General features: G+C 41.8%; 13 protein-coding genes. All 13 read right to left on the bottom strand.

Annotated elements, in window-relative coordinates; all coding sequences use genetic code 11:
* Nucleotides 1–74: 74 nt before the first annotated feature.
* Nucleotides 75–740: a cytidylate kinase-like family protein gene (locus DV740_RS11085; RefSeq protein WP_118088091.1), complete on the bottom strand. Its 666-nt coding sequence runs from the start codon at nucleotides 738–740 to the stop codon at nucleotides 75–77.
* Nucleotides 741–755: 15 nt separating this feature from the next.
* Nucleotides 756–1,496, bottom strand: a complete 741-nt coding sequence (locus DV740_RS11080) for an amino acid ABC transporter ATP-binding protein (RefSeq protein WP_118088090.1) — start codon at nucleotides 1,494–1,496, stop codon at nucleotides 756–758.
* An 11-nt stretch (nucleotides 1,497–1,507) separates the two neighbouring features.
* Entirely contained in the window at nucleotides 1,508–2,263 is a 756-nt protein-coding gene (locus DV740_RS11075; RefSeq protein ID WP_022243680.1) for an amino acid ABC transporter permease, read from the bottom strand.
* A gap of 49 nt (nucleotides 2,264–2,312) precedes the next feature.
* Complete coding sequence (locus DV740_RS11070; RefSeq protein WP_022243681.1) at nucleotides 2,313–3,218, bottom strand: transporter substrate-binding domain-containing protein; 906 nt, start codon at nucleotides 3,216–3,218, stop codon at nucleotides 2,313–2,315.
* Nucleotides 3,219–3,399: 181 nt separating this feature from the next.
* Nucleotides 3,400–4,596 carry a helix-turn-helix domain-containing protein gene (locus DV740_RS11065; protein WP_242988671.1) on the bottom strand — a complete coding sequence of 399 codons (1,197 nt, stop codon included), beginning with the start codon at nucleotides 4,594–4,596 and terminating at the stop codon, nucleotides 3,400–3,402.
* A gap of 107 nt (nucleotides 4,597–4,703) precedes the next feature.
* Nucleotides 4,704–5,891 (bottom strand): elongation factor Tu, encoded by a 1,188-nt coding sequence (gene tuf / locus DV740_RS11060; protein ID WP_117697235.1) that lies wholly within the window; start codon nucleotides 5,889–5,891, stop codon nucleotides 4,704–4,706.
* A 116-nt stretch (nucleotides 5,892–6,007) separates the two neighbouring features.
* On the bottom strand, nucleotides 6,008–8,125 hold the full coding sequence (gene fusA, locus DV740_RS11055) for an elongation factor G (RefSeq protein WP_117697237.1): 2,118 nt from the start codon (nucleotides 8,123–8,125) through the stop codon (nucleotides 6,008–6,010).
* A 50-nt stretch (nucleotides 8,126–8,175) separates the two neighbouring features.
* Entirely contained in the window at nucleotides 8,176–8,646 is a 471-nt protein-coding gene (gene rpsG, locus DV740_RS11050) for a 30S ribosomal protein S7 (protein WP_207659146.1), read from the bottom strand.
* Between the two features lie 191 nt (nucleotides 8,647–8,837).
* Nucleotides 8,838–9,257 carry a 30S ribosomal protein S12 gene (gene rpsL, locus DV740_RS11045; RefSeq protein WP_022242941.1) on the bottom strand — a complete coding sequence of 140 codons (420 nt, stop codon included), beginning with the start codon at nucleotides 9,255–9,257 and terminating at the stop codon, nucleotides 8,838–8,840.
* A 419-nt stretch (nucleotides 9,258–9,676) separates the two neighbouring features.
* Nucleotides 9,677–10,339, bottom strand: coding sequence for a DNA/RNA nuclease SfsA (gene sfsA, locus DV740_RS11040; RefSeq protein WP_118088089.1), 663 nt, complete (start codon nucleotides 10,337–10,339; stop codon nucleotides 9,677–9,679).
* Between the two features lie 38 nt (nucleotides 10,340–10,377).
* Nucleotides 10,378–10,860, bottom strand: a complete 483-nt coding sequence (locus tag DV740_RS11035; protein ID WP_118088088.1) for a GNAT family N-acetyltransferase — start codon at nucleotides 10,858–10,860, stop codon at nucleotides 10,378–10,380.
* Between the two features lie 264 nt (nucleotides 10,861–11,124).
* Nucleotides 11,125–11,889 carry a hypothetical protein gene (locus DV740_RS11030; RefSeq protein ID WP_147340213.1) on the bottom strand — a complete coding sequence of 255 codons (765 nt, stop codon included), beginning with the start codon at nucleotides 11,887–11,889 and terminating at the stop codon, nucleotides 11,125–11,127.
* Nucleotides 11,890–12,035: 146 nt separating this feature from the next.
* Entirely contained in the window at nucleotides 12,036–13,121 is a 1,086-nt protein-coding gene (locus DV740_RS11025; protein ID WP_118088086.1) for a serine/threonine protein kinase, read from the bottom strand.
* Nucleotides 13,122–13,149 lie beyond the last annotated feature (28 nt).

The raw sequence follows: 13,149 nt of genomic DNA, 5'->3' as shown, positions 1-13,149 counted from the left end.
CTCTGTTCCTACTTTGAACTTTTATTTTGAACTTTTATTTCAAACTTTTTACTTCAAACTCTTATCCCAAACTCTTATTTTAATTCTCCTGCCGGATGTATCATATCCGGTGTAATCAGCTCTTTGATAATCAGGTACTGCTCAATGGTTTTTACACAGTTCTGCATGCCAACCCGCTCACTGTTTAATGTCATGTCATAATTGACCGGGTTTGTCCAGTAATTTCCATGGGTGTAATATTCATAATAATCTGCCCGGAATTTATCCGTCCGCTCTATGGTTGCATTAGCGACCTCTTCGGTCACACCCATATTTTCCATGGTACGGTTCACACAGAATGCTCTCGGTGCCTCAATATAGATGCTCACCACATTTGGTTTGCCCTTCAGTACATAATCGGCACATTTTCCGACGATGACGCAGGACTCTTTTTCTGCCAGATCTTTGATAATTTCACTCTGATATTCAAACAGCTTGTCATCCGATACGAATTTTTCATTTCTGGAAATGTAACGTCTAGACCGTGGCAGTCCTCTTAAAAAGCTGGAAAATCCACTGGTCTCCCTCATTTTTTCATTTACTTCCTGAAAAATATTCTCATCCAGTCCACTGAGCTGGCTTGCCAGTGTTAAGATTCGGTTTTCATAACAGTGAATACCTAACTCCTTTGCCAGCTGGGAAGCAATCGCCTTTCCGCCTGTTCCGAATCCTCTTGCAAAGGTTATTACAAAATTCTCCATATTTTCTGTCCTCCTTTAACCTGCTAAATAACGACTTAAGAATTCCCGTGTTCTCGGATTTTTCGGATTGGTAAACAGTTCGGATGGAGCTGCATCCTCTGCCACATAGCCGGAATCCATGAAAATGGTTCTGGTGGACACATCCCTTGCAAATGCCATCTCATGAGTAACAATAATCATTGTAAGTCCCGTCTTGGCAAGCTCTTTCATAACATTTAATACTTCTCCTACCATTTCCGGGTCCAGTGCAGAAGTCGGCTCATCGAAAAGAAGTACTTCCGGATTCATGCAAAGAGACCTTGCAATGGCAACCCTCTGTTTCTGTCCTCCGGAAAGCTGTGATGGTTTTGCATTGATATAAGGAGCCATTCCTACATCCTTTAAATGTGTGATTGCCCGGTTAAATGCCTCTTCTTTGGAAATATGAAGCACCTTTCTGGTGCAAAGCATGCAGTTCTGCAATACAGTCATATTGTTAAATAGGTTAAAGGACTGAAATACCATTCCCACCCTGGAGCGGTATTCATTGATGTCCTTCTGTATATTCCGGACTTCCTTATCATGGTAAAGGATTTTACCAGAGGTCTGCCGCTCCAGTTTATTGATACACCGCAGCAGCGTTGACTTTCCGGAACCGGAAGAACCAACTATACAGATAATTTCCCCTGCTTCTATATCAATATCTATTTTTCTTAAAACCTCATGATTCCCAAATGATTTGCTCAAATCCTTGATTGAAATTACTGTCTCTCCCATATCCGTTCCTCCTACTGATTATCCATATACTCAATTGCCAGTGCGTAATCTGTCTTGCCCTGCATTTTCTTTTCAATAAATTTGAAAATCTTATCAAAGACAAAGCACAATACAAAGTAAATCACTGCAATTACCAGGTATGACTCGAAGTATTTGTAATAATTTCCTCCGACTGTTTTTGCAGCCATGAAAAGTTCCTGTACTGCAATTACATTTAATACGGATGTCATCTTCAGGTTTGTCAGGAATGTATTTGCCATCTCTGGGATAATATTTTTAAATGCCTGTGGCAATACCACATACAGCATTGTCTTAAATGGCGACATTCCCATTGCCCATGCACCTTCCCGCTGGCCCATATCAATGGAGCCGATTCCGGCACGTACTGTCTCACCCATGTAAGCTCCGGTATTTAATACCGTTACCACAATACCTGCAAATACCGGTGTCATTTCTACTCCCAGCATTTTTATTCCATAGTATACAATCATTGCTTGAACAATCATTGGAGTGTCACGGAAGATTTCCACATATACAGTAAAGATGATTTTCAAAAGCCGCATCAGAAGCTTCTTGAAAACATTATCACCCTCGCTGATTTTTGCATCATTTACAAGTCCGACAATATAGCCTAACACAAAACCAACCAGCGTTCCGATTACAGCAATTTCCAGCGTAAGCCAGGTTCCTTTGATAAACATACTTGCATATTTCTGGGCTAAAAATATCATCCACTCTAACGAATTACTCGGATTTTCTACTAACATATTTCTCTACCTCACTTTATCTGTTACTCAGCTCACGCTGGAAATATTTCTAGTTTGCTGCCGGCTGCTGTGTCAGAACAGTATCCATCAGCTCATCCATTTTGGCTTTATCATTCCAGCCAATGGCATCCATAGCATCCTGGATTTTATCTCTTAATGCGGTATCATCTTTTCTGGTAGCGATACATACATTTACCATTTCATCATCACCGGTGAAAGAATCATCTGCATCTAACTGAATAATCACAAGATCATCATTGGTAAGTGCTGCTGACTGTGCGGTTGGCAAATCTACGACACATACATCTGCAACACCATTGGATATTGCCATGAAACATTCGGATGTTGTCTCATAATTTCCTGACTGCTCTGCACCTTCAATCTGGTCCAAAAGAGGTACCCAGCCGGTTCCTAACTGTGTTGTTACTTTACATCCGGTTCCTGCCAGATCAGAAAGTCCTTTTACATTTTCATAAGCACTTCCCTTTTTTACTACAATACAGTTATCTCTGTAATAATATGGTTCTGTAAATGAATAAGAAGCTTCTCTTTCTGCTGTTTTTCCCATTCCTGCAATGATTACATCATAATCTCCTGCATCTAATGAGATTCCAATGGAAGACCATTCTACTTTATGAACCTCTAAATCCATTCCCATCTCATCAGCAAGCTTCTGGGCTACTGCCACATCATATCCATATGCATAATAGTCAGATCCATAAATCGGAACCGCCTTGCTTCCATCCGGTGTTGTATCACTGTCCTGTGTCCAGTTAAATGGAGCATATGCACATTCCATTCCAACTCTTAATACATTCTTATCAGATGTCTCTGCTGTCTCTGAGGTTTTCACATCTGTATCGGATGTTTTTGTATCTGATGAACCACATCCTGCCAATGTAGATATTGCCATAACTCCTGTCAGTACCAATGCTAATAATTTTCTTTTATTCATAATATGTTCCTCCTTAAATGCAAATGTGAAGCCGACTTTTTGTTTCTCTAGAGTATCAAAAAAGACGCTTGAGATTTCTTTCTCTCAAAGCGTCTTTGCTGATAGACAGTATAGTATACTTTCTTTTTCTTCTTTTCAACTTTCAAATTGCACAATTTGGTTGTGCGTTTTGCACAGTCTTTTAATTAAACATCAGTCTTTTTACCAGAATACAGTTTACAATATCGAGATATTCCATGGAATCTTCCAGGTCAACCTCCAGTATTTCTTCTATCTTCTTCAGGCGGTACTGCAGAGAATTCCGATGGATATACAAAGCCTCTGCTGTCTTTCCCACATTAAATCCACTCATATAATATGTCAGCAGTGTCTCCACCAGAAATGCCCCATTGGTCTGGTCATACATCTCAAGCTTCTTTAATTTGTCATTGCAGTAGTCCAGTATCTCCTGCTGATTTCCATTGTTAAACATATATTTATAAATGCCCATGGAACTGGCACTAAGCACTTTTTTATTAGTAGGATTCGGCAGATAATCTTTCTTTGGAATCAGATTTTTTGCTTCCTGATAGCTCTTGCCAAATTCAGACGGATCCGTATAAGCTGCGCCTAAAATACAGGTACTGTGTATCAGCCCGGCAAACTGCGGGCGGCTGTCCAGCTTCTTTAGCAATTGTTCAATCTGCCGCTCTGTCTCCTTATCCTCCGTTGCCTCAAACAGCAGCACAAATTTATTTAAGAATCGCATATACATCGGACGATTTTCCATATGCATTACTTCCCGGTTCAGACAGTCCGTATAATAGAGATAAGTATGCTCATCCTGCTCCAGGTTAATTCCATATTTCCGGTCAATTACAATGATTCCAACACGATATGCCCGGTCGAAAGCCAGTCCAAACTGGCTGGATATTTTTTCAATATATTTATCATTTACTTCATATCCAAACAGCAGATTATATAAATAGTCCCCGGTACGCTTATTTGTAATATTGGTTTCCAGTATCAGCTGCCCGATACTCTGTGCAATATCCACGAAGGTTGCGCCTTCCCAGCGGACATAGAACAGTGGCAATTTCAATTCAACCGCCTTGTCTATCATTTTCTGTGGAATCTTCTCCCGGTCATCCACAATCGATATTGCAAGCCCGGAAATTCCCAATGCATTCAGTTCTACCATTGTTTCAAAGGTCTTCTCGATGTCAAACCTCAGATAATCCACTACAATCAGTGCAAAGTTACCTGGATTCATATGCTCTTCATAGGGCTTCGTCTGCACAAAATATGTCCAGGACACCACTCTGTCCAGTCCTACTTCCCCTGTCAGCAGTTCTACTCCATCCAGATCCAAATTATTGACGTCTCTACAAGTAACCATAATGTCTCCCTCTGTTGGTTGTGTGCAAGTTGCAAAAAACCCGGAGAAGTGCGAACACTCTCCGGGTTAATTTTACTTATTTTAGCAATTCATTGCAAGAGCAAAGATTACTCGATAACTGTAGCAACACGTCCTGAACCTACTGTTCTACCACCTTCACGGATAGCGAAAGTAAGACCCTGCTCCATAGCTACTGGATGAATCAGTTCGATAGTCATTTCTACGTTATCACCAGGCATACACATCTCTGTACCTGCTGGTAATTCACAAACACCAGTTACGTCAGTTGTTCTGAAGTAGAACTGTGGTCTGTAGTTATTGAAGAAAGGTGTATGACGTCCACCTTCATCTTTTGTTAAAACGTAAACCTGAGCTGTAAATTTTCTGTGGCAAGTAACAGTACCTGGTTTAGCAAGAACCTGTCCACGAACGATCTGATCACGGTTAACACCACGAAGAAGTGCACCGATGTTATCACCAGCCTGAGCCTCGTCTAACTGTTTACGGAACATCTCGATACCAGTTACAACTGTCTTCTGAACATCTTCCTTAACACCAAGGATTTCAAGTTCGTCATTCAGATGTAATGTTCCTCTTTCTACTCTACCTGTTGCAACAGTACCACGACCTGTGATTGTGAATACGTCCTCAACTGGCATTAAGAAAGGTTTATCTGTATCACGCTGTGGATCTGGGATATAGCTATCTACAGTATCCATTAATTCCATGATCTTGTCGCCCCATGGTCCGTTAGGATCTTCAAGAGCTTTAAGAGCAGAACCCTGGATGATTGGGCAGCCTTCAAAACCATATTCCTCTAACTGCTCTGTAACTTCCATTTCTACTAACTCGATTAACTCTGGGTCGTCTACCATATCACATTTGTTTAAGAAAACAACGATGTAAGGTACACCTACCTGACGAGACAGAAGGATGTGCTCCTTTGTCTGAGCCATAACACCATCAGTTGCAGCAACAACAAGGATAGCGCCGTCCATCTGAGCTGCTCCGGTAATCATGTTCTTTACGTAGTCAGCATGTCCAGGACAGTCAACGTGTGCGTAATGTCTCTTCTCTGTTTCATACTCAACGTGAGCTGTAGAGATAGTGATACCTCTTTCTCTCTCTTCTGGAGCTTTATCGATGTTAGCGAAATCTGTAGCTGTATTACCTGCAACTCTTGCTGCTAAAACTGCTGTAATAGCTGCTGTTAAAGTTGTTTTACCATGGTCTACGTGACCAATGGTTCCGATATTACAATGTGGTTTGGTTCTTTCAAACTTAGCTTTTGCCATTTTAAAACGTCCTCCTTAATTTTATGCCCTTTCTGGGCGCTTATTTTTACATTTTAATAAGTCACTCGGCTATTTCTGATTATATAAAAAACTTGCGAGTTTTTCAAGCATTTTTATTATTTTGCTTTAGATGCAACAATCTTGTCCTGTACAGACTTCGGAACCTGCTCATATTTCTCGAAGAACATTGAGTAGTTACCACGTCCCTGAGTTCTGGAACGTAAGTCTGTTGAGTATCCAAACATCTCAGCAAGTGGAACATATGCTTTAACCATTTTTCCACCACCGATGTCATCCATACCTTCGATACGTCCACGACGAGAGTTAATGTCACCAATAACATCTCCCATGTACTCTTCCGGCATAGTAACTTCGACTTTCATGATTGGCTCAAGAATTACAGGAGCTGCTTTTGCCATAGCCTCTTTGAAAGCCATGGATCCGGCAATGTGGAATGCCATCTCTGATGAATCGACCTCATGGTAAGATCCATCATATACGGTAGCATGAACACCTACTACTGGGAATCCTGCAAGGATACCAGCTTTGGTAGCTTCTTCGATACCTTCGCCTACTGCAGGGATGTATTCCTTAGGAATAGCACCACCAACAACTGCAGAATCAAACTTGAAGAGTTCATCTCCGTTGGCATCCATCGGCTCGAATTTAACTTTACAGTGTCCGTACTGTCCACGTCCACCAGACTGTTTTGCATATTTGTATTCCTGATCAACTGGCTTTGTAAATGTCTCTTTGTAAGCAACCTGTGGAGCACCTACGTTTGCTTCTACATGGAATTCACGAAGCAGACGGTCAACAATGATTTCCAGATGGAGCTCACCCATACCAGCGATGATGGTCTGTCCTGTTTCTGTATTTGTATGAGCACGGAAAGTAGGATCTTCTTCTGCAAGTTTTGCAAGAGCTTCACCCATCTTACCCTGTCCAGCTTTTGTCTTAGGCTCGATAGCAAGCTCGATAACTGGCTCTGGGAATTCCATGGACTCTAAGATAACCGGATGCTGTTCATCACAGATGGTATCACCAGTAGTTGTAAACTTAAATCCAACGGCTGCTGCAATATCTCCAGAGTAAACTTTTTCAAGCTCTGCTCTCTTGTTTGCATGCATCTGAAGGATACGGCCTACACGTTCTTTTTTATCTTTTGTTGCATTCAGTACGTAAGATCCGGAGTTCATTACACCAGAGTAAACACGGAAGAATGCAAGTTTTCCTACGAATGGGTCAGTCATAATCTTGAATGCAAGAGCGGAGAATGGTTCATCATCAGATGAATGTCTCTCTACTTCATTTCCTTCAAGGTCAACACCCTTAATAGCTGGGATGTCTGTTGGAGCTGGCATATATTCTACGATAGCATCCAATAATTTCTGAACACCCTTGTTACGGTAAGCAGAACCACAACATACCGGAACTGCTGTACACTCGCAGGTACCTTTTCTGAGGGCAGCCTTCATATCTTCAACAGATGGCTCTTCTCCCTCTAAATACTGCATCATAAGGTCGTCATCTAACTCACAGATTTTCTCAACCAGTTCGGTATGATATAATTCTGCGTCGTCTTTCATATCGTCCGGAATGTCTGTTACGGAGATATCATCTCCCTTATCATCATTGTAGATGTAAGCTTTCATTTCAAACAAATCGATAATTCCCTTGAAATCATCTTCTTTACCGATTGGTAACTGAAGAACGATTGCATTTTTACCTAATCTTGTACGAATCTGATCAACAGCTCCGTAGAAGTTTGCACCCAAGATATCCATTTTGTTAATGAATGCCATTCTAGGTACGTTGTATGTGTCAGCCTGACGCCATACATTTTCTGACTGAGGCTCTACTCCACCTTTTGCACAGAACACGCCGACAGCGCCGTCCAGTACACGAAGTGAACGCTCAACCTCAACCGTAAAGTCTACGTGTCCAGGAGTATCAATGATATTGATACGATGCTCTAAAGCACCTTTCTTTGGCTTTGTAAACTCTTCCAAAGTCCAGTGACATGTCGTAGCGGCTGAAGTAATGGTAATACCTCTTTCCTGCTCCTGCTCCATCCAGTCCATGGTAGCAGTACCTTCATGAGTATCACCAATCTTATAGTTAACACCGGTATAATAAAGGATACGCTCTGTCAACGTTGTTTTACCAGCATCGATGTGCGCCATAATACCAATGTTTCTGGTTCTCTCTAACGGATATTCTCTTCCAGCCAAGGTTTTTTCCTCCTAATTTTCTTAACCGAAAAAATATGCTCTCGTTCTGATTAGAAACGATAGTGTGCGAAAGCTTTGTTTGCTTCTGCCATCTTGTGCATATCTTCTTTTTTCTTTACAGATGCACCAGTATTGTTTGCTGCATCCATGATCTCATTTGCCAGTCTTTCTTCCATTGTCTTCTCGCCTCTCTTGCGTGAAAACAGTGTAAGCCAACGAAGAGCCAGAGCCTGACGACGGTCCGGTCTAACTTCGATAGGTACCTGGTAAGTTGCTCCACCGATACGTCTAGCCTTTACCTCAAGTACTGGCATAACGTTGTTCATAGCTTCCTCGAATACTTCAAGAGCTGGTCTCTCAGTCTTCTCTGCAACTCTGTCAAATGCACCGTATACAATCTTCTGTGCAATACCTTTCTTACCATCTAACATAATGTTGTTGATAAGCTTGGTAACCACTTTGTTATTGTACATCGGATCTGCTAATACGTCTCTTTTCTGAGTATGTCCTTTACGTGGCACGTTACTTCCCTCCTTAATCATGTTTTGCATCACAGGTCATTGTGCCTGTCATGTAGTATTTGTTTCGATTAATTCAACGGTACTCACATGTGTCTCTCTAAAATGTGTTCGTGCGGAAATATATCGTATGTGACAATAATTCCAACACTTACCTTTAGCTCTGTTTGTGATACTATTGGTGTGCGCTAAGCTTATTTAGCGTCTTTTGGTCTCTTAGCGCCGTATTTGGAACGAGCCTGTTTTCTGTTAGCGACTCCTGCTGTATCAAGAGTTCCACGGATAATATGGTATCTTGTACCTGGTAAGTCCTTAACACGACCACCACGAATAAGAACAACGCTATGTTCCTGTAAGTTGTGTCCCTCTCCTGGAATGTAGCTTGTTACTTCGATTCCGTTGGAAAGACGAACTCTGGCGATCTTTCTAAGAGCTGAGTTAGGTTTTTTAGGTGTAGCTGTCTTAACAGCGGTACAAACACCTCTCTTCTGAGGAGCAGAAGTATCAGTTGCTTTCTTCTTTAAAGAATTGTAGCCCTTCTGAAGTGCAGGTGCAGTAGACTTCTTAACAGATGTCTGACGTCCTTTTCTTACTAACTGGTTAAATGTTGGCATTATTTTCACCTCCTGTGCTATTATTTGATAAATGTGCATTTGTATGCACACTAATTCAGTATATAAGCCGATTCGCCACTTGTCAAGCAAATTTTTCGTGCAAGCTACGAGCCAGAGAAAAAAAGAAGGCTTTCAGCTGTTCAAATTTATTTGATAACGGCTGAAAGCTTTCTTTTTGATGTGGCGACAGCCACGACTGAGATGGAGCGTCAGCGGAATCGAAGTTGCGGTTCTCGTTCTTATGCCTGAATCTTTCCGTTCATGTGGCGACAGCCACGACTGAGATGGAGCGTTAGCGGAATCGAAGTTCTCTGGCTCGCCGGCTAAATCTTTCCTTCCAACCTCACCGGCTTCCTTACCTCTATCAGATTTCTATCTAAATCATAGAAGCGCACTACCTTTTCTTTATACCACATTTTTTACTCCCGCTGCTCCACTACTCTGAGGCTGTCCTTTTCCACCTTACACATAAGAAACAATACTTTTACGCCTGCTGCCCGTGCTTCTTCTAACGCATCTTTAAACTCCGGGTGTGTCTCTTCATTTGCCCGGACTTCCGTTACGCCTTCCATCTGAATCACAAATGCCACAGCACATTCATAACCGGCTTTTTTTGCTCCAATCAATTCCCGTAAATGCTTTACCCCTCGCTCTGTTGGTGCATCGGGAAAATAACCGATTCCCTGCCGTTCTAAGGTACAGCCCTTTACTTCCATCAGATATTCCTGCATCCCTTTCTTCATATAGAAATCAATTCTGGAATTTCCATATTTATACTCCGGTTTCACTACATCATAATTCTGTGTTTCAAGCCATTCCTTTGCCACCTTATTGGGTGCCTGACTGTCAATATTTATTAAGCCAAAATTTTCTTTATAGACCGCAATCAAATCATAGTCTGTCTTTCGTGCCGGATTGTCTGCCACTTCCAGATAAACTTCCGCATCCGGAAGCAGCAGTTCCCGGCACCGCCCGGTATTCTTTACATGTACCGTCTGAATCTCACCGTCAATCTTAACATGGGCTATAAAACGATTCGGGCGGTCTACAAAGCTTCCTTTTACTACTTTTTTATATTTCAAAGTTCTGCCTCATTTCGTTTTTATAAGATATTCCAATTTTAGAAAGTCAGACGCATCTTGTTCCACACCACGTTTCCATGAGTAGATTCCGATACGCCTTCATTTTCAAAACCAAATTTTGCATAGTAATGTATCAGCTTATCCTTGCAGGTCAGCACCAGCCCTTTTCTTCCCTGGGCTTTTGCATCTGCAATAGCTCTTTTTAATAGCTGCTCTGCCAGACCGCATCTTCGATATGCCGGGATGGTATTCACACCGAAAATCATCTGCCAGTCACCCTGTTCCTCATGCAGGTCTGCTTTTTCATACATTTCATCTGTAAGGTCTTTCTGATTGCTCACCATGCCATCTACAAATGCCACCAGATGTCCCTCATTGAACATCAGCCAGAAATGGTCTTTATAATATTTTAAACGTTCTGCAAATTCTTCCCTAGTTGCTGCTTCTGCCGGCGGGAAACATTCTGTCTCCACTGCTGTAATTGCATCAATATCTTCCATCTGTGCGGTACGGATTGTCATTTTGAGTACTCCTTTTATAACCTTTTATAACTTTTATATTCTTTTATAAGTCTTTATAACTTTTTATAACTTTCCACATTCACTGCAATTGTACCATAATTTTTTCTTAAAGCAATGTGAACTTCTTAAGTTGTCATAATGCTTTCCAAATGCATAGGTAAAAATATATTTTTCACTACTCGCACAAGCACAAAAAAGCACAGCAGCCTTGCCCTCCTCAGGCAAATCCTGTTGTGCTTTTCTATAATATTTCCGTAAATACTTTTATTCCTTTGCCGGCACCAGACGGATATTCACTCCACTTACCTTTAAATCCACACCATCACTGAATTCCACATTTTTCACTTCAGAAGTATAAAGACCATTTCCGTCATCCACACCAAATATCTCATTCATTCCACCGTCAAGCAGATTGGATGAACTGACATTTCCGGTTCCGTCCACCGCTGTCACCGTATAGGTTCCTGCCGGAAAATCTGTTCCTGCGGTATAGTTTCCACTGCCTAATTCTACCGCCTGGGATTCATCATATTCTCTTCCGGTCATGCCACCAGTCACTTCTGTATAACTGACCTGTACAACTACATCTCCGGAAATATGAAATACTACATTTTCTTTCATCTTAAGTCCGTTAAAGGATGATTCGTAAAGATCATTTCCATCATCCACGCCGAACATCTCATTGACTCCACCCTTCAGAAGATTGGAGCTGTTTATATTTCCATTTCCGCTGACTGCGGTAAGGTTACATTTTCCAACCGGCAAATCAATACCTGCGGTGTAATAACCTGCTCCAAGGGTATATTCTGTTTCTACAGCGGATAAATCTTCTTCCGGTTCTGCATCTTTTGCATCGGAGTCCTTTGTCTTTGCGTCTTTGTTATCCGTCTGCTCTGTACCGGCAACAGAATTCTTTCTCGAATCCTTTTTGTCACTTCCGCTGCCGCCTGCTGCAATTGCAAATACAACTACTACAATAATTACCCAGAACCACCATTTCTTATAAATCGGTTTCTTTACTTTTTCCATTTTCTTGCCTCCCGGTTTTTCATCATTCTTAAGTATGAAATCATCATATACGAGTCGGAAGGCTTTGTGGTATGCCGGCAGCATACATTTTCAGCCGTGTTCAAAATCGGAGGCATCTTTCATAGCCCGATAACTTTCGATATTTTCTATTTCAGAGACAGACCAAGTAAGGTTATTTTTACATAGTTTTCCAGCTTCATGCCAAAATAAAAGATAGTAAGTGCCAGTATAATCCGGATTATAATCCGTACCGGCTTCTGCAGGGAGCGGATTCCCGGCACTTTGGTGTCCCACAAAAGGAAATTAAATCCAACCCCGCAGGATATCCACGCATAGATGAATACCGCAATTGCTTCCAGGCAAAAAGTCAATGGAGTCTTGCCATACAGCATCAGAAACTGTATGCTTCCCACAATCAGAAATAGATATACAAAAACTGCCACTATCTCTTTCCAGACAACTCCGGTCCGGAATCCCGGAAGAATCGTTTTCTTTTTTACAGCACCCGGATTTTCTAATTTTAATGCCTCCCGAAGTTCCCCGGCATTCTGATAGCGGTTCTGCGGGTCAATCTCTATACATCTTTTTATCACATTACAAAATGGTTTCCGGGCAGTCAGATGCACATTTGGCAGCGTCCCCTCCAGCATCACATTCATAAGAACACCCAGTGCATAAATATCTGCGGTTGCATCTGTCTGAAGGAAACCATACTGCTCCGGAGATGCAAATCCTACGGTTCCAAGAATTGTCGTGTCTGCATTCTGATTTCGCTTACGTCTCCTTGCAATATCAAAATCCAGTAATTTTACAACTCCATCCGTAGAAATGAGAACATTTTTCGGAGAAATATCACGGTGTACGATTCCCTGTGCATGAATCTGCTCCAATGCTTCCAGTAACTGTCGGATATAATATTTTACAAGCTCCGGCGGCATAACGCCCTGCCGGTGCAGCTTCTCATCCAGTGTCTCACCGCTGATATATTCTTCTGTTACCATGCCGATGTCCTGCTGCTCTTCACAGCTTATAATCCTGGCAAGATGTGGACTTTCTAATTGCTGCAGTTTCCGGTAAACCGGAATACTGTCTTTTTGTATTGCTTTTTGAACCAGAATCTTTCCTGTGGCAGCATCCTGTATCAACCGGGTCTGATAGGGCGGCTGGCCCCCCAGTACGGTAAGCGGTATTTGCCGCTGCCGCCGAAAATCCTGATATAATTTTTCACTCATTTGTTATCACTTTTTCCTTTTCTACTTG

It is taken from the genome of Roseburia sp. AF02-12, assembly GCF_003461765.1.
GTDB lineage: Bacteria > Bacillota > Clostridia > Lachnospirales > Lachnospiraceae > Roseburia_C > Roseburia_C amylophila.
Note: the sequence above shows the minus strand (reverse complement) of the source record. Positions and strands in the feature narration are given on the sequence as shown.